Consider the following 17926-nt stretch of genomic DNA (forward strand, 5'->3'; position numbering starts at 1 on the left):
GGTGGTGGCCGTATGCGGCACGCCCGTCTCCGCTCAAGTGAGGAACGCCATGACGCTCACCTTGACCTCTCCGGCCTTTGCCCCCGGCGGCGAGATCCCCAGCCGTCTCACATGCGAAGGCTCGGATACATCGCCACCGCTCGCGTGGACGGGTGTACCGGCAGGCGCACGCAGCTTGGCATTGATCGTCGATGACCCGGACGCCCCCGATCCGGCAGCACCGCAGATGACGTGGGTCCACTGGGTGCTCTATAACATCCCGCCCGGCACCACGTCGCTGGCCGAAGATGCCGCGCGCAAGGGTCTACCGGCCGGCGCGCGCCCCGGCAACAACGACTGGCAGCGCACCGCTTACGGCGGCCCATGCCCGCCCACCGGGCGGCATCGCTACTACCACAAGCTTTACGCGCTGAACGTGGAACTGCCGGAGCTGGGCGCACCCACCAAGGCCGAACTGGAACGCGCCATGCGCGGTCATGTGATGGCAGAAGCCGAACTCATCGGCACCTACCAGAAGCACAAGCCCTGAGCCCCGCCTCTGAGCAACTCAAGGTTTGGCGACTGCACCCTTGCGGAACAGCGCATACGGCACGCCGCGCTCCGGGTGTGCCGTCGTCTCGTTGATGAAGCGCTCCACATCGGGCACGTCGTGCAGCGCAGTCATGAACGGCTCGAACGTGTAGCCCGGCGCCACGCAACCCTGCACAAGCATCCAGCGCTGCCACACCGTCACCCACAGCGTCGTGTTTTGCTTCCAGCCCGGCACGTGGATGGCCATCCACTGCAGGCGCCGCTGAGCCGTCTCGGCAATCTCGTCGTCGTATGCAAAGGCGTTGGGTAAACGACAGCGACCTTCGACCCAGCAATGGTTGCCGTGCTCGATGCGATGGTGGGAATCACGTTTCCACTCGGCCTCGCTGATGCGCGGACCGGCAGGCTCGGGGCAGTTGGCCACGCCCGACGATATCTGGAAGAACGGGTCGTGACCGCGGTTCTGCAGGTCGTCTTCGGCATGCGTGGGAGACGCTGCCAACAGCAGTGCCAGTGCAATGCAGCGTAAGTCGATCGTCATGGCGGCCTCCTGGCGGACTGGGTCCACTGAATCACTGAAATTGGTCGGTGCCTGCCACGCCATGCGGGCACATCGCGTCGTTGCAAATGCTCGCAATAGCCAGCTATTGCTGCGCTCTGCGCCTAGCGCGGCATCCCGCCTGGCATGTCCTGCCCCTCCCATTTCAATGATTCAGCGGACTAGCGCAATCGTGTGCTGCAAAGCATAGGTGCTACGTGGCACAGCGGCCAGGGATCAGCTCAGCGGAATCTCGAAGATCCACTTCAGCGTCCAGCGGTCGGTTGCGCGTGTCAGGCCACGCCCAATGCCGAAATTGAAAACAAACGGCTTGAGGTCCACATCGAATGCCAGAAATGCCGTGTGCTGCTGTTCGTGCAGTGGCGCGATATGGTTGATGGGGCCAAGCCCGGCGTAATACTCCATGCCGGCACGCACGCCCGTGGCAACCGTCCGCGCAATCTTGAAACTGGGCGCGGCTTCCGGCACGCCGCTGCGCCCATCCCCCGAGAGATTCCAATCCAGCACCGGATTGACCGCCCATAGCCACCGGTCATCCTGATACCCATAGATGGGCCGGAGTTCCATCGCGTTCTGCGACGCCTCGAAACGCCCAGCCACGTGGGCAAGTTCCACGTTGATGCCTGCAAATTGCCCAACGCCATCAACGGGCCGAACGGGCATCCATTTCACCCGAACCTTGGGACCGGTCACGTAGTACGTGTTCTCGCGCGTGAGCGTGGTCGGCACATACAGCCCCAACTCCAAAGACGGCGTCAGGCTGTAGGAGAACTCTGCCGTGGCACGCCAGCCGTGGGGCGTCGTGACTTCGTTCGGATAGCTCGGCGCGTCAATGCCGCTGGGCGTGGTATTGACGTGCAACTCCAACCCGAACTCGCCCGGTGCGTTGATATCGCCGGTGTAGACCTGGATCTCATCAGGCAGCACCGCTTGCGCCGGCAGCGCCAATGCCGATAACACAACCGCCGTTCCCATCGCGCGCGCAGCCTGTGCAGACAACATGATGACCTCCGAAGCAATCCCGAGATCATAGTGAGGTCATAGTGTGCCGTGCGGAATAACCGGGAGGCGCAGATACAAATCTGCATAAGAGGCATTCGTATTTGCCGCCCTCGGCGTCGCCCTGCTACCTCGACTTGCCGTGTGCCGCGAGCATCGCGGCAAACACATCGTGCAACTCGGTCTCGCCGAAGCGCTGTTCGGAAACGCCCTTTTCGACATCGATCTGCCCGGCATTTACTGCGTCGTACAGTTCGGTGATGAGCTGCACGTGGTTCGCGCTCAAGCCCGCGCGCTGCAGCATCGGTGCCCAGGCCGCGCGCGGCACGGCTTCAGCGATGATCTCGCGGCCGATGACGGCGCTGAAAGCGCGCGCCACTTCGATCAGGCTCACCCGGCGTGGGCCTTCCACACTGACGATGCGCGTTGCCTTCCCCGCCAGGCCTTCCTGCAGGAGTTCCGCGGCCAGCGCGCCGACGTCCTGCGTTGCAACTGTTGCAAAGGCGCGATCCAGTGGTTGGTGCAAGCTCGGCAACCGCCCCGTCGCCAGCATGACCGGCAGCATCGCCGCCCAGTTCTGCGCGTGCTCGGCCGAACGCAGCAGCGTGAGGTGCGTGGCCAACGGTTTGAGCCGTTCTTCCAGCAGATGGAACAGCCGCGTGAGGCCCGTCCCGTAGTTCAGCTCCGCGCCGTAGTCCGACAGGGCCAGCACTGCGGGCGGCGGGTTGGCACGCAGCGCATCGGCGGCCACGTCGATCATGCGCTCCATGGTCGACGCTGGATCTGTATCGCCCACCGGCACCGGGCACAGTATCTGCACCGCCGTAGCGCCCTCGATGGCCGACGCGACGGAGGCTGAATCGGTCAGCTCAGCGATGGCAATGTCGCAGCCGATCTTGGCCAGCGCCTCACCTTGCCGACCATGACGCACCACCGCACGCACGGGGCACCCCGCGTTACGCAATGCCGTGGCGGTAGCGTGACCGACCTTGCCGGATGCTCCAAAGATGACAAACATGCTCGCGCTCCTATCAGAGGTGAGACGCGAGCTTAGGTCGCCCTCGCAAAGCGAACTTGCAGGAACGGAGGAATCTGGCAGATTCAGAGGATCGACTATGCGGACACCGCCCCTGCCCTGGCTGCCTGGGTGATATCGCGCGGCGTCACGCCAAGCAGCCGCTGCATCCACTGCGTCATATGGCTCTGGTGCGCAAAGCCGACGTCCAGTGCGATCTGCGAGGCGCTGCGCCGGCCCTCCAGCAACAGCGCCTTTGCGCGTTCCACGCGACGCTGCACGACGTAGCGATGGACAGGCACGCCCAGCGTGGCGCGAAACAGCACGTTGAAGTGCGGCACGCTCAGGCCGGCTTGTGCAGCCAACTCGGCCAACGTCAGCCGCCGGTGCAGATGCGCCTCGATGTAGTCGATCACGCGTGCAGCCACGCGGGGTGCCAGCGTCCGTGCGCTGTTCACTCCGCCAGCGGCGACATCCCGACTACTGCTCAGCAGGCGGACCACGAGCGCGGCGCGCAGGCTTTCCGCGTAGAGCGCGTCAGACCTGTCTTCCGCTTCCAGTTCGGCGCCAAGCGCGGCGGCCAGGTGCTGCACGCGCGTGTCGCGCCATTGCAGACGAGGCGTGATCTGAGCGTGGCGCAAGCCAATCTGCTCGCCGATGCTCCGCACAACGCCATCGCTGATGGCGATGCGGAGAATCCGGCAATCCGCATCGTCCGTCCACATGCCGGGCAAGCCGGCGGGAATCACGTCCGCATCGCCGTGTGCCTGGATGCGCGAATAGCGGCGGCCATCGCACACACAGTTCGCGCGCACCGGCGCACCCACATGCACGTTAATGCGGTGGCACTCCGTCGCCGGCACCCGGTATGTGCCCGGGCGGATGCCGAGCAGCGTGGCGGCAAAGCCGTCCCAGCCAAGGCCCTCGCTGGAGCGCAGGCTGACGGGAGCGGGTTCAAGCAAGGCGGCGGGCGTGGCGGCGTTCATGGCGGTGCGTGGACAGTGATCGCGCCGATATTCTGCTACCAACGCTGCGCCCCGGCATTGCCATGGAGAAGATCAAGCCCGCGCCGGATACTGCGCCAGCACCTTGTCGCGAATCGAGGGCTTGATGTTCGCCAGCGACATGTCGCCGTTGTAATGCGCCACCACGCGCGGGTTCATCACGCGGAACCACAACGGCGGCACATAGGCGATCAGGATCATCGCGGCATAACCCGCAGGCAATTGCGGCGAGTGCTCGAAATGTCGCAGCGCCTGGAATGAGCGCGTCGGGTTGGCGTGGTGGTCGGCATGCCGCTGCAGTTGATACAGGAACAGGTTCGTCACGACGTGGTTGCTGTTCCACGAATGCTGCGGCGTGCAGCGCTCGTAGCGGCCGCTGGGCAATTGCTGGCGGCACAGGCCGTAGTGCTCTAGGTAGTTCACCACCTCCAGCAGCGAAGCGCCGTAAATGGCCTGGATGATCAGGAACGGCACCGCCTTGAGGCCGATGAACGCGATGCACACGCCCCACAACACCACCGTCATCGCCCAGGCGTTAAGCACATCGTTGCGCCAGGACCAGACCGAGCGGCCTTGCTGTTCTAGACGACGCTTCTCCAATGCCCACGCCGATTTCACGCTGCCCACCACCGTACGCGGCAGGAACGCCCAGAACGACTCGCCATAGCGCGCGCTTGCCGGGTCGGCCGGCGTAGCCACGCGCACGTGGTGGCCACGGTTGTGCTCCACAAAGAAATGGCCGTAAGCGACCGGCGCGAGCGTGATCTTGGCCAACCAGCGCTCGAAACCGTCGGTCTTGTGTCCCAGCTCGTGCGCGGTATTGATCGAGATGCCCGTCACCACGCCCACTGAGAAGGCGAATGCGATGTAGTCGTACCAGGCGAGGTCATGCGTACGCAGCACCCACATCGCCACAGCAAAGCTCACGTAGAGCACCGTGGTCGCCAGATAGACGATGCGGCGGTAATAGCGCTGCTTTTCCAGCACGGGGACGGCGTCTTCAGGCGGGTTGTCGCGGTCGTCGCCAATCAGGAAATCGAGCAGTGGGATGATCGTAAACACGATGAACGGCCCCGCCCACCACAGCGGATGCCAGCCCGTGGCGAGCGCTGAAACGGCCGCAATGATGGGCAGCGTGATGGTCAACGCGCCGAGCATCCAGAGATAGCGCTTTCCGTCGGTCCACTCCACGGACGCGACCATGCCGGGTGTTGCCATTGTCTTCCTCCTGTTTTGCCCCGCTGGGTGGCTTGGCTTTGTGCGCATGCGTGCGCCGCCGGGGTCTTGCCCGACGCCTGTTTTATAGGCGCCGCAAACGCAGAGGCCAACGCGAGAAAGTAGGCGAGATCTTCCAAACAAAGGGGCTGCGGACCAGCCCTCTGGGCGCGGGAAAGACGATGCCGCTTGAAACGGCTGATTTAAAAACGGCCGTTCGATTTTGGCGCGATGCACACGCGAACAGCGTGCGACAAGTGCCGCAACCGCCGCAGTTCGGCCACACCGGTCAATACGCTAGTATTGGCGCCCACCCCTCCACCGCCTTTGCCCATGTTCCGTCTCAGGCTCTCCCTTGCATTCGGTTTGCTGGTGGCGCTCGTCTGCGTGCAGGCGGGCTTCGTCTACTGGGGCGCCAATCGCGTCAACGACTACGCGCAGCACAGCCGGCTCGCCAGCGACATCCAGTCCGAACTGCTGGAGTTGTCGGCCAACAAGCAGCGGCTGCGCGTCTGGGCGTCGCAGCGCCTGATGAACGCCGATGCGTCGCCTGAGGTGCGTGACCGGCTGCTGACGCGCATGCAGATCAGTGCTGCCACGCTCAAGCAGCTTGCCGCACGCGACATCACGTTGTGGAACGAAATCTCCGCGCGCGACGGCGTGCCGATCCCGCCAGAAGTCGAGCAGCTTGCCTCCATGGCGGAACTGTTGGGTGACAACATCGCCGCCGTGCAGACGCGCCTCCTCGGTTTGGTACCGCTGCAGCGCGATGCGGATTTCGCCGGCGTGTGGCGTGAGCTGAACCAAGTGTTCGACATGGCACGCGGGCGGGATTTGCGTGAACTCATCAACGGCGCCATCGAACGCCAGCGCAGGGCCGTGCCGATTGCCCGCGCCGCCACCGAGCGCGGCCTGGACCGCGTACGCACGCAGGCCATCACCATGGCGGGCCTGACGTTGCTGGCGGCCATCGTGCTGGCGCTGCACCTGGGCCGCCGACTGCAACGCCCGCTCGATCGCCTGCTCGACGGCGTGCGGGCGCTGCGGGCCGGCGCGCTGGACCACCGTGTGCCGCTCGGCTCCGGGGATGAGTTTGACCGCGTGGCGGAGGGCTTCAACGCCATGGCGGCAGAACTGCAACAACACCGCGCCGATGCAGATGCCGCACGCCGCCGCCTTGAAGACGCCGTGCAGGCACGCACCAGCGAGCTGCGCTCCGCCCACGACACCTTGCAGCGCATCGACCAGCGGCGCCGGCAGCTCTTCGCCGATCTTGGCCACGAACTGCGCACGCCCACCACCGCCATCCGCGGCGAAGCAGAGATCGCATTGCGCGGCGCCGACAAGCCCGCGCACGAATACCGTCTGGCACTGCAGCGCATCGTCGACGACACCAAGCACCTCACCGGTCGCATCAACGATCTGCTGCTGATTGCCAAGGCCGAAGCCGACCAGCTCGTCATGCAGTCGCACCCTGTGAACCTGCCTGCGCTCTTGCACGATGCCGCCGACTTTGCCGAAGCCCTGGGCGCCGAGCACGACGTGACCGTGCAACTAGCCCTGCCGGAACAGGCCGATGCGCTCACGCTGCAGGCCGATGCCGACCGCCTGCGCCAGGCGATCGTGATCGTGCTGGACAACGCCATCCGCTATTCGCCGCGCGGCAGCACCGTACGCATGCAGTGCAACGTGCAAGCGGATACCGTGCACATCGACATCCAAGACGAAGGCATCGGCATCGACGCCGATGAACTACCGCAGGTGTTCGAGCGCTTCGTGCGTGGCCGGCGCGCGCGGGCGCATCGGGCGGATGGCACCGGCATCGGACTGTCGATCGCGCGGGCCATCATCCAGGCGCACCATGGCGATATCACGCTGGAGAGCGCGCCCGAACAAGGTACCCGCGTGTGCATCGAACTTCCGCGCCACGCAACGCACGCGGCCGTCGCAAACGCCGAGCCTCACCATGAACATCCTGGTCATTGAAGACGATGCCCGTGTGGCGGATTTCCTCTCGCGCGGGCTGCGCGCCGAAGGGTATCGGGTGCAACTCGCCCGCACCGGTCCGGAAGGCCTGCAACTGGCGCGCGATGGCGAACCCGCGCTGCTGCTGCTCGACGTGATGCTGCCCGGCATGAACGGGTTGGAGCTGTGCCAGACGCTGCGCGCCGAGTGCAACCACGTGCCCATCCTGATGCTCACCTCGCTGAGCGAGGTCGAAGACCGGGTCGCCGGCCTGCGTCTGGGTGCCGACGACTACCTCACCAAGCCGTTCGCCTTTGAAGAACTGCTCGCGCGCATTGAAGCCCTGCTGCGCCGGGGCCGCGAACAACGCCCCAAAGCGACCGTCCTCCAGGCTGCCGATCTGGTGCTTGACCGCGAGCGCATGCAGGTCACGCGTGCCGGCAAGCCCATCGCTCTGACAGCGAAGGAATTGGCCTTTCTCGAACTGCTGATGAGCGCGCCAGGCCGCCTCTATAGCCGCGAGCGCATCCTTGCCAACGTCTGGGGTGCCAACGAAGATCCGTTGACCAACATCGTCGACGTCTACATCCGCCGCCTGCGCAGCAAGATCGACGAGGGCCACGCGCTGCCGCTGCTCAAGACCGTGCGCGGGCTCGGGTATCGGCTCGATAGCGAACCTCAGTGACTTTGGCGGATGCGCCCGCCCGCGTCCGTATTCATCCTGCGTTCATCTTCGACTCAGAAACACTTCATCGAACCCTCCGGCTGGCGTTCATCTCGCCGCCAAAGAATGGATCTGTGCCGCTTGAGCGGTGCAGCGTCGGACAACGACGCTTGAACCAGACCCTGAGAGGAAACTTCGATGAAACACCTTCGCGTCGTGCCCCTGATCGCCGCTGTCGCCGTCACCTTTGTCGCGTCGATGCCGGCCAGCGCGCAGACTGCGGCGCCCACCTGTGCCGCCGCGACCCCGCAACAGATCGCTGGCCTGTTCGACCGCTGGAACGCCTCGCTGCGCACGGGTGATCCGGACCATGTTGTCGCCAACTATGCCGCCGACGGCGTGCTGCTACCGACCGTGTCGAACCAGCCGCGCACGAACCCTGGCGAGATTCGCGCCTACTTCGTGAAGTTCCTCAAGAGCGGCCCGCAGGGCACGATCGACAACCGCATCATCAAGATCGGCTGCAATGTGGCGCAGGATGTCGGCACGTACACGTTCAAGTTTGCCGACGGCAAGACGGTGCATGCGCGCTACACGTACGTGTATGAGTGGCAGAACGGCCAGTGGCTGATTGCGCACCACCACTCGTCGGCGATGCCCGAGCGGGAGACAGAAAAAGAGAAGACGCACGGCTGATGCGCCTGCGTGCCCGGCCGCCAGTCTCCTGGCCGGGCGTACGCCCAACAGCGATCAGGCCAATGTCGGCAGGAACGCGTTGACCGCGTCGAGCACGGCCGATTCCTGCTCCCGGTGCGGCACATGCCCGCAACGCTGCACGAGCTTGAGCGTGGCGGGCGCACCAGCCAGCGTGACGATACGCTCGGGCTGCGCGGTGGAGCCGTATTCGTCTTCGGTGCCGTGCAGCGCCAGCACGGGGCTGCGCGCGGCCAGCAATGCATCGTCTAAGCACCACTGCGCAAAGGCGGGCGACAACCACGTGTTGACCCACGCATCCAGCACCCATTGCGCCTTGTCGCCGTGATACCGCTCAAGCCGGCCCATCTGACCCGACTCGGCAAACTGCGCCTGGGCAATGCGAATGCCTTCACGCGTCTGCTCTTCCACAAACGCTTGCGCAGACTCGGTGATCAAGCCCGCACAACGGTCAGGGTAGGCGGCCGCAATCGACACGGCCATCCCGCCGCCCACGCTGTGACCGAACACGATGAAGCGATCCACGCCAAGCTGCTCGGTCAGCGCTGCAAAGCCGCCGTACGCTTCCTGCTGTATGAACTCGGGATCGAGCTGCCCCGGGAAAGCATCGGACTTGCCGAAACCGAGCCGGTCATAGGCGACCACCGCATGGCCGGTCGACTGCGCCAGGCGCTGCGGAAAGTCGCGCCACAGTTCCACGCAGCCGAGCGAATCGTGCAGCAGCACGATGGGCGGCTTGGCCGCATCGTCCACCGGGCCGCCCCATTGCTTGGCGCAAAGACAGCCGTCCGGTGTGGTGATCCACGCCTCGGTGCCATCAACGGAAAGTGGGGAAAGCGACGCGGCCATCCTGGGCTCAGAACACGCGGTCCATCCAGCCGTGCGGGTCCGGGGCGCGGCCGTTCTGCAGGTCGACCAGCGCGGTCTTCAGCTTGGTCGTCAGTTCGCCCGCACCACCGTCGCCGATGGTGAAGTTGTGCTTGTGGCCCTTGACCTTGCCAATGGGCGTGACAACGGCGGCGGTGCCGCAGGCGAACGCTTCACGCAGGCGGCCGCTTTGGGCGTCGGCCTGCCATTGGTCGATGGAGTACGGTTCTTCGCGCACGGTCAGGCCCGTGCCGCGCGCCAGGGTGATCAGCGAATCGCGCGTGATGCCCGGCAGGATCGTGCCGGTGAGCGGGGGGGTCTGCAGCGAGCCGTCGTCGAAGACGAAGAACACGTTCATGCCGCCGAGTTCTTCAATCCACTTGCGCTCCACGGCGTCGAGGAAGACCACCTGGTCGCAACCCTCGCGCGTAGCCTCGGCCTGGGCGAGCAGGCTGGCGGCATAGTTGCCGCCGCACTTGGCGTCGCCCGTACCGCCGGGTGCGGCGCGCGTGTACGTATCGGACACCCAGATCGTGACGGCCGCCGAAGCGCCACCCTTGAAGTACGCGCCCACCGGGCAAGCGATCACGCAGTAGAGGTATTCCGCCGCCGGCTTGACGCCCAGTGCAACCTCGGTGGCAATCATGAACGGGCGCAAATACAGCGCCGAGCCTTCGCCCGACGGAATCCATTCGCGGTCCAGCTTCACCAGTTCGCGCACGGACTGCAAGAACAGGTCTTCGGGCAGTGCAGGCATTGCCAAGCGCTTGGCCGAGTTCTGGAAGCGGCGTGCATTGGCATCGGGGCGGAACAGTGCACCGCCGCCGTCCGGCAGGCGGTAGGCCTTCATCCCTTCAAAGATCTCTTGCGCGTAGTGCAGCACCTGGGTGGCCGGATCCATCGGGACGACGCCGCGCGCACTGATCTTGGCGTCGTGCCAACCCTTGCCCTCGGTGTAGCGGATGGTGGCCATGTGGTCGGTGAAGACACGGCCGAAAGCCGGGCTTTCCAGCAGGCGCGCGCGCTCATCCGCCGCAACAGCATTGGGGTTCTTTTCGATCGACAGGGCGAGGGGGGCCGATTCGGCAACGTTGTTCATACCGTCTCCAAGGTGTTTCGAGGGGCACAAAAAATGCCCAAACCGCTATTTTGCGCCAACGGGCGCGCAATTGGGTTGCGTATTCACGAAGACCCGGTTTCGGTGGCGGTATAGAAAACGCCCCCGGGGCCGAGTAGCACCGGGGGCAGGGCATCGCGCTTTCAAAGAGCCAGCGGCGGTTTCCGGTCAGAACCGGTGGCGCAGCGCCACGCGGGCCGTCATTTGACTGTTGGTCGACGAGGCACCCTGTGCGCTGGGGATATAACCATCGTCCAACGCGGTACCGGTCTTACCGCCCTTCACCGTCTGATACGAGGTTTGGACATAGACATCGGTGCGCTTGGAGAACGCGTAATTCGCCATCAGCCCAACGGTATGCACCAACGGTTTGGCATTGCCCGTGGCGGCGTCGTACTTCACGAGCGACAGCACGTATTGCCCGCCCACGAAGACGGCCGGCGTGATCTGGTATTTGCCGTTGATTTCAAAGTTGTGATAGCGCAACGAGTCGATCGGGCCGCCTGCCGAATTCGTCAGCGCGCCCAGATAGGTACTGTTCGTCGGCTTGCTGAAGTACGAAGTCGAATAGGCGAAGCCGACAATGGCTGGGCCAGCCGTGTAGTTGACACCTGCGCCCACGATACGCGTGAGGTCCGCCGTGAAATTGGCATCATCCCTTGCGAGCGCGCCCTTTTGCGTGTTGCCGGCGTGGTCGGCCTGCAGATAGCCCACCCCAAAGTTCAAGCCGCCCACGGCGTAGCTCGCACCGAGGCTGAACGTACGGTTGTTGGAGAACGACGCGTCTTCACTGAACGCATACGCACCGCCAAAGCGGAATCCACCCAGGCTCGGGCTGGCGTACTTGATGGTGTTGTCCAGTCGGAACGAGTTGTCGCTGTTGTCGTTGTCCAGCGGGTGGGCAAACTGCCAGCCTGCCCAGTTGCCGTTGGCCGTGGTCGGGGCAAAGTAATCGACCACCGAGTCATACTGGCGGCCCAGCGTGAGGCGGCCGTACTGGCGGCTCTCCAGGCCAACATACGCTTGCCGACCAAACATGCGGCCACCCTGGCCAAAACGGCCCGTATCGCCGGCAAAGCCGTTTTCCAACTGGAAGATGGCCTTGTTGCCACCACCCAGATCTTCCGCGCCGCGCATGCCCCAGCGGCTGCCGTTCACGTGGCCGCTGGCGAGTTCCGTCAGCGAATGGCCGCCTACGTTGTTGGTGTAGTTCAGGCCTGTGTCAATGACGCCGTACAGCGTGACGCTGCTCTGTGCAGCGGCGGCACCGGCCCAGGCCGTGGATGCGGCCAACGCCGCAACATACCGTTTCATCACTCTCGCTCCCTGTTCAAGTGGTTTTTTCTTGGTTGAATCCGGGGGCGCAGCAACGTGCGACGCATCCCGCCGCAACGTCCCCCATGGATGGATTAGCTGACGGCCGCGACTGCCTCAGTGGCGCCGTGGGATTGCCCTGCGCGCACGGCGGTGCCGGCGTCGGCTGCAGCGGCGAGGATCAGGTCTGCGCCTTTTTCAGCCACCATCATCGTCGGCGCATTGATGTTGCCGGACGTGATGTTCGGGAACACCGACGCATCCACCACGCGCAAGCCCTGCAGCCCGTGCACACGCAGTGAGGCATCGACGACCGAGTTGGCAGCGTCTGGGCCCATCGCGCACGAGCCACACAGGTGGTAGATCGAGCCGGATTGCTCGCGGAAGTACGCCAGCAGTGCCTCGTCCGATGCCACCTGCGGCCCGGGTGAAACCTCTTCCACCGTCATGGCCTTCAGCGCAGGCGAGCACATCAGCGAGCGAATCACCTTGCTGCCTTGCACCGCCTCGTCGAGATCCTTCTGGGTGGTCAGCGCGTTGATGTGGATCTTGGCGGCGTCTTCCACGCGGCTCGACGCGATCTCGATCGACCCACGGCTGCTGGGCCGGCACGGATTAAATGCAATCAGGAAACCCGAATACGGCTCGGGCTCGATGTTCGCGTGCTCGCTCTTTGGAATCCGGTACGACAGTGGGTTGAAATAGATCTGGATGTTCGGCGCATCCTCGCCCGGAGCACCTTTGAAGAAGCCGCCGGCCTGGTTCACGCTCATGCCCAGCGGGCCGCGTTTGGTCAGCAGATACCGCAGGCCAATCTTCATCTTGCCAACCAGCTTGCCCATCTCGTCGTTCAGCGTCGGACGGTTGGCCTTGAAGTAGAAACTCACGCACAGGTGGTCTTGCAGGTTGCGGCCAACTGCCGGCAACGCGTGTACGAGCGGCACCTGGTGGCGCGCCAGCAGCGTTGGGTCGCCTACGCCCGAGAGCTGGAGCAGCTTGGGCGTATCCACCGCGCCAGCTGCAAGAATCACGTCGCGCTTGGCATCGATCGTTTCGTCTCCGCCCTCGCCCACCACAACGACCCCCACTGCGCGCTTACCATCAAACTTCACGCGCCGCACCAGCGTACTGGAGCGAACCGTGAGGTTCGGGCGCGATTGCGCGGGGCGCAGATAGGCGACGCTGCTCGAGCTGCGCTCGCCGCGCTTGGTGTTCAGGTCATAGATGCCGGCGCCTTCAAACTGCGCACCGTTGAAATCGTCGGTGCGCGGCAGCCCGAGCTGCTCGCAGCCCTTGAGGAACTCGTGCACGATCGGGTGCACGTCATCCTTCATCGACGTGATGTGGATCGGTCCGGCGGCACCATGATGTTGCGGGTCGGTCGCGGCCGCCGCATGCGTTTCCAGCTTGCGAAAATACGGCAGCACGTCGTCGTAGCCCCAGCCCGGGTTGCCGCCCTTCGCCCAATCGTCAAAGTCGCTGCGCTGGCCGCGCACGTACACCATGGCGTTGATCGAGCCAGAACCGCCCACCACCTTGCCGCGCGGGCAGTACAGCTTGCGGTCGGCGAGCTGCGCCTCGGGCTCGCTGTAGTACATCCAGTTGTAGCGTCGGTTGTAGTACGTCTTGGTAAAGCCGACCGGCACCTTGAACCAGAATGAGTCATCGCGCTCGCCTGCTTCCAGCAGCAGGACGGTGTACTTGCCCGATTCGCTCAGCCGATTGGCCAGAATGCAACCGGCCGACCCGGCGCCGACGATGATGTAGTCGTAACTCACATCTGCCCCCTGCACCTCAGCCCTTGGCGGGCGCGAGGTCCTTCACGTCAACGGGCTTCTCGCCCATCTGCAGGTGCAGGCGCTGGCCGGTGTACGGCGAGTGCTTGCGCACCACGTCCATGTTCAACTCGATGCCCAAGCCCGGCTCGTTGGACGGGATGATGTAGCCGTCTTCCCAACGGATCGGCGTCTTCATCACTTCCGCATGAAAACCGCCCCACGTCATGATGCTTTCCTGGATCAGGAAGTTGGGCGTGCAGGCTGCTAACTGAATGCTGGCGGCCGCGCCCACCGGGCCGTTGTAGAGATGCGGCGCGATCTGCGCGTAATGCACCTCGGCCAGCGTGGCGATCTTCTTGGCTTCCAGCAGACCACCCACACGCGCGACGTTCAATTGCAGGATCGATGCGCCGGCCGCCTGCAGCAGCTTGTGGAATTCGTACTTCGTGGTCAGACGCTCCCCCGTGGCGATAGGGATGGAGGTGTGCTGCGCAATGGTGGCCATGGCCTCTTCCTGGCCCGGCGGCACCGGCTCTTCAAACCACAGCGGGTCGTACTTCTCCAGGCGCTTAGCCAAGCGAATGGCTGAGGACGGCACCATCTGCCCGTGCGTGCCGAACAGCAGGTCCGCCTTGCTGCCAACGGCCTCGCGCACGCGGCGGCAAAACAGCTCGCAGCGGTCGAGCACTTCCAAAGACAGCTGATGCCCCGAGTACGCCGTGTACGGGCCCGCTGGGTCGAACTTCACCGCAGTGAAGCCCAGCTTGACGTTTTCCAGCGCGCATTCGGCCGCGAGGTCCGGATCGTCGTAGTCGTATTCGCCCTGCGCATTCTTGGGGTACAGGTACGTGTACGAGCGCAGGCGTTCGTGCACCTTGCCGCCCAGCAGCTCATACACCGGCTTGTTGGCAGCCTTGCCGATGATGTCCCAGCACGCCATTTCCAGACCGCTGACGACGCCCATCATCGTCAGGTCCGGGCGCTGCGTGAAGCCGCTCGAATAGCACTGGCGGAACAGGCGCTCGGTGTGATGCGGATCGTGGTTCAACAGATAGCGCTCGAATACGTCTTCGATGATCGGCACCATCGCCTTGGGGTGGAACGTGGCCGCGTAGATTTCGCCCACGCCTTCAATGCCGTCGTCGGTCTTGAGCTTGACGAACAGCCAGTACATGCCGCCCACGTGCGGCGGCGGAACTGCGACGACGTGCGTTTCAAGTGAGACGATTTTCATGACGGTTCCTTAAGCGTCGGACGCTGCTTACGATTGGGAAGATGCGAGACCTTGCCGGCCACTCGCCTGGCGATCCTTACGGGTCAGACGGCGGTTCAGCATGAGCGCCATGAAGGCGCCGCACAGTGCGATGAAGACGATGTAGCTGTAGAAGATCCGATAGCCGGTGGCGCCGGGATAGTTCTGCGTGACATAGCCGCTGAACAACGGCAGCACCATGTCCGGCGAATAGCCGATCATCGAAACCACGCCGATGGCCAGCCCCATGCAGTGCTCGGGCACACCGCACTTGCCCAGCAGCGACCAGTAGAGGCCGCGCACCGCATAGGCCATCAATCCGATGAAGAGCACAAGGCCGATCAGCGCAACGCGCGGCGCACTTGCCGGCACCATCACCAAGCCGAATACCGCCGTCGCGCCACAGATGAGCACGCCCGCCAGCACGCGTTCCCGGCCGAGCTTGTCGGCGAGGAAGCCACTGCCGATCCCGCCAATTGGGCGCATCCACATCTTGGCCGTGGTGATGACACCCGCCACCGTGGCACCCAGGCCAAACTCCTCCACGCGCAGATAGGCCGCGAAGTTGTAGGTCAACCAGAACAGCTGATACCCGCAGAAGACGACGGCCGCGAGCATCCACAGTTCGGGCAACCGGGCCAGCGTTTTGAGATCGGCAATGACGCTGCTGCGTTTGGCTTCATGCGGCGCCGCTTCGGTCTTCTTGTCGCGAATCAGCGCGAGGACCACGCCAAGGGTTACGCACAGCGTGGAGTACATCAACAGCACGACGCGGAACCCCGCAGCATCCGAATGGGTGTGCGTGAAGTAGGCAAAGAAGCTGATAGCGATGGTTGCGAGCGATGCCTCGATCAGACCGCGGCCGCCGTCGAGCATGCCAAAGAAGCGCCCCCGCTCTTCCGGGGCCGCAATGGAATTCACGCGCTTGATGACTGCCGACCAGAACGTCAGGCCAGTCGACATGCCCCAGCAGCCAAAGATCAACAGCAGCGCCGGGAAAGCGGGGGCAGTCGAATACAAAAAGCCCAGTCCACCCGTCATGAGCAACGAGAAGCTGATCAGAATGCGCGGCGCCACGCGATCGGCCAGCCAGCCACTCGGCACGTAGCAGGCCACGAAGACGGTGCCGAGCGTCGAGTACAGCATGCCAAGCTGCACGTCGTTGATACTGAAGAACGCCTGCATGGTCGGGCCGTAGATCTGCCGCAGATACAGCATCGGGTAGATCGTGCCGGCTGCAAGCACCACGAGTGCCAACTGGATATAGCGTTTTGCGCGCGCGGACTGCTGCGCGCTGGCGCCAGGAATCGGCGCGGCTTGTGGCGTCAACGAGGATGTCGTCATGAACGTGTCTCCTTGGAACGCGTGCTGCGCGGTTCCGGTTTTCTTGTGTGGGAAGGTGCGGAAACGATGACCGCGTCAGTACTTCATGACGACCAGACGGGTCTGCGTGAACTCCAGCATCCCGTGTTTACCGTCATCGCCGCCCAGGCCTGAACGTTTCCAACCGGCGTGATAGCCCTGGTATGGGTCAGCTGGCGTGCGATTGACATACAGCTCGCCCGCTTCGATGGTGTTGGCCACCTTCATCGCGGTGCGGTAGTTCTCGGTGTAGAGCACCGACGACAAGCCGAACTGATGGTCGTTCGCCATGGCAATGGCCTCGGCGATGGTCGAATAGCGCAGCACGGGCAGGATCGGGCCGAAGGTTTCCTCCTGCACGATCTCCATGTCTTGCCGGCAGTTGCTGAGCAGCGTGGCCGGATAGAAGAAGCCAGCGCCCTCGGGCATCACGCCGCCTGTCTCCAGCGTCGCACCGTCAGCAACGGCACGCTGCACCATGGCGTGGATGTTCGCCCGCGCCGATGCGCCGATCTGCGGCCCCATGCGCGACGCGTCCACGGCACGATCGCCGATGCGCACAGCGGCCATCTTGTCTTTCAGTAAGGCGACAAAGCGGTCATGCACGCTGTCGTGCACGTACACGCGCTCGATGGCGGTGCAGAGCTGGCCGCAATGTGTGGTCTTGGACGCCACCAACGCGGCAGCGGCACGTTCGAGATCGGTATCCGGCTCGATGATGGCGGGCGTCTTTCCGCCGAGCTCGAGTGACGGCTTGGCGATGTTCGCCTTGCAGTAGTCGAGCACCTTGCGGCCCGCGTTCACGCTCCCCGTGAGCGTGATCATGCCGACAGCCGGCTGCGTGCACAGCACCTCAGCCGTGGCGTGGTCCATCGCCAGGATGTTGACCACGCCCGCCGGGAAACCGGCGTCTTCCACTGCTTTGGCAATCTCGAATGCCGAGACCGGCGTGTTGTTGCTGGGCCGCACGACAACCGTGTTGCCGGTGATGAGCGCAGGCGCGACCTTACGTAGCAGCGTGTAGACGGGAAAGTTGAACGGAATCAGGCAAGCGACAACGCCAATCGGCTCGCGTTGCAGCAGCAGGTTTTCATCGGGCGTGTCGCTGGGGATGATCTCGCCTTCGATGCGACGTGCCCACTCTGCGTGGTATCGGGTGATCTGGCCAGCGTAGATGGCCTCGTTCGTGGCGTCCTCCACGCTCTTGCCCGATTCCTGCGCAAGTACCGCGCCAATCAGCGGCGCCCGGGTGGTCAACGCATCGGCAAGCTTGTGCAGATAGCCGGCACGCTCGGCGCCGGGCAGCTTGCGCCACGCCTTCTGGGCGGCGGCAGCGGCATCCACAGCGGCGATCGCTTCGGCCGTCGTGGCGCTCGGTACGCGAGCGATGGGTGCCTCGGTGGCGGGGTTGTAAACAACGATGAATGCGTCGCCTTGTGCATCGACAAAACGGCCGTTCACGTAGTTGCGTTCGGTACGCATGCGGGGCTCCTCCAGAAACGTGGGTGAGTCCCTTCGATTGGGGACCGCCACCCACAGAGCAGGAGGGCATTCTGTTCACGCGCTCCGC

16 protein-coding genes are annotated in these 17926 nt (G+C 64.2%); 4 read left to right on the plus strand and 12 right to left on the minus strand.

Annotated features, from left to right (window positions below; all coding sequences use genetic code 11):
• The first annotated feature begins 49 nt into the window (after positions 1 to 49).
• Positions 50 to 529 carry a YbhB/YbcL family Raf kinase inhibitor-like protein gene (locus tag ACS7SF_RS20010; protein ID WP_439893885.1) on the plus strand — a complete coding sequence of 160 codons (480 nt, stop codon included), beginning with the start codon at positions 50 to 52 and terminating at the stop codon, positions 527 to 529.
• An 18-nt stretch (positions 530 to 547) separates the two neighbouring features.
• On the opposite strand, the gene ACS7SF_RS20015 is transcribed toward ACS7SF_RS20010, so the two are convergent.
• From ACS7SF_RS20015 to ACS7SF_RS20035, 5 genes are all read right to left on the minus strand, one after another.
• Entirely contained in the window at positions 548 to 1072 is a 525-nt protein-coding gene (locus tag ACS7SF_RS20015; protein WP_439893886.1) for a BON domain-containing protein, read from the minus strand.
• Positions 1073 to 1306: 234 nt separating this feature from the next.
• On the minus strand, positions 1307 to 2092 hold the full coding sequence (locus ACS7SF_RS20020; protein ID WP_439893887.1) for a hypothetical protein: 786 nt from the start codon (positions 2090 to 2092) through the stop codon (positions 1307 to 1309).
• Between the two features lie 124 nt (positions 2093 to 2216).
• Positions 2217 to 3107, minus strand: coding sequence for an NmrA family NAD(P)-binding protein (locus ACS7SF_RS20025; protein WP_439893888.1), 891 nt, complete (start codon positions 3105 to 3107; stop codon positions 2217 to 2219).
• Between the two features lie 95 nt (positions 3108 to 3202).
• On the minus strand, positions 3203 to 4090 hold the full coding sequence (locus ACS7SF_RS20030) for a helix-turn-helix domain-containing protein (RefSeq protein ID WP_439893889.1): 888 nt from the start codon (positions 4088 to 4090) through the stop codon (positions 3203 to 3205).
• A gap of 72 nt (positions 4091 to 4162) precedes the next feature.
• Entirely contained in the window at positions 4163 to 5326 is a 1164-nt protein-coding gene (locus ACS7SF_RS20035) for an alkane 1-monooxygenase (RefSeq protein WP_439893890.1), read from the minus strand.
• A gap of 330 nt (positions 5327 to 5656) precedes the next feature.
• Here ACS7SF_RS20035 and ACS7SF_RS20040 point away from each other — a divergent pair, with 330 nt between their 5' ends.
• From ACS7SF_RS20040 to ACS7SF_RS20050, 3 genes are all read left to right on the plus strand, one after another.
• Positions 5657 to 7309, plus strand: a complete 1653-nt coding sequence (locus tag ACS7SF_RS20040; RefSeq protein ID WP_439893891.1) for an ATP-binding protein — start codon at positions 5657 to 5659, stop codon at positions 7307 to 7309.
• A complete protein-coding gene (locus ACS7SF_RS20045; protein WP_439893892.1) occupies positions 7290 to 7973 on the plus strand; it encodes a response regulator transcription factor in 684 nt (227 codons plus the stop codon). The genes ACS7SF_RS20040 and ACS7SF_RS20045 overlap by 20 nt, the downstream gene beginning before the upstream one ends.
• Before the next feature lie 177 nt (positions 7974 to 8150).
• A complete protein-coding gene (locus tag ACS7SF_RS20050) occupies positions 8151 to 8648 on the plus strand; it encodes an SgcJ/EcaC family oxidoreductase (RefSeq protein WP_439893893.1) in 498 nt (165 codons plus the stop codon).
• A 54-nt stretch (positions 8649 to 8702) separates the two neighbouring features.
• Here the strand turns inward: ACS7SF_RS20050 and ACS7SF_RS20055 are convergent, their stop codons facing one another.
• The 7 genes from ACS7SF_RS20055 to aldA all read right to left on the minus strand — a co-directional run bounded on the left by ACS7SF_RS20055 (position 8703) and on the right by aldA (position 17838).
• A complete protein-coding gene (locus ACS7SF_RS20055) occupies positions 8703 to 9515 on the minus strand; it encodes an alpha/beta fold hydrolase (protein WP_439893894.1) in 813 nt (270 codons plus the stop codon).
• Between the two features lie 7 nt (positions 9516 to 9522).
• A complete protein-coding gene (locus tag ACS7SF_RS20060; protein WP_439893895.1) occupies positions 9523 to 10632 on the minus strand; it encodes a branched-chain amino acid aminotransferase in 1110 nt (369 codons plus the stop codon).
• 186 nt (positions 10633 to 10818) lie between these two features.
• On the minus strand, positions 10819 to 11964 hold the full coding sequence (locus tag ACS7SF_RS20065) for a porin (protein ID WP_439893896.1): 1146 nt from the start codon (positions 11962 to 11964) through the stop codon (positions 10819 to 10821).
• 95 nt (positions 11965 to 12059) lie between these two features.
• A complete protein-coding gene (locus ACS7SF_RS20070; protein ID WP_439893897.1) occupies positions 12060 to 13742 on the minus strand; it encodes a GMC family oxidoreductase in 1683 nt (560 codons plus the stop codon).
• Between the two features lie 16 nt (positions 13743 to 13758).
• Positions 13759 to 14976, minus strand: a complete 1218-nt coding sequence (locus tag ACS7SF_RS20075) for a mandelate racemase/muconate lactonizing enzyme family protein (protein ID WP_439893898.1) — start codon at positions 14974 to 14976, stop codon at positions 13759 to 13761.
• A gap of 27 nt (positions 14977 to 15003) precedes the next feature.
• Positions 15004 to 16338 (minus strand): MFS transporter, encoded by a 1335-nt coding sequence (locus ACS7SF_RS20080; RefSeq protein WP_439893899.1) that lies wholly within the window; start codon positions 16336 to 16338, stop codon positions 15004 to 15006.
• A 75-nt stretch (positions 16339 to 16413) separates the two neighbouring features.
• Complete coding sequence (gene aldA, locus ACS7SF_RS20085; protein WP_439893900.1) at positions 16414 to 17838, minus strand: aldehyde dehydrogenase; 1425 nt, start codon at positions 17836 to 17838, stop codon at positions 16414 to 16416.
• Positions 17839 to 17926 lie beyond the last annotated feature (88 nt).

The sequence above is a fragment of the Ralstonia sp. 25C genome (assembly GCF_051904805.1).
GTDB lineage: Bacteria > Pseudomonadota > Gammaproteobacteria > Burkholderiales > Burkholderiaceae > Ralstonia.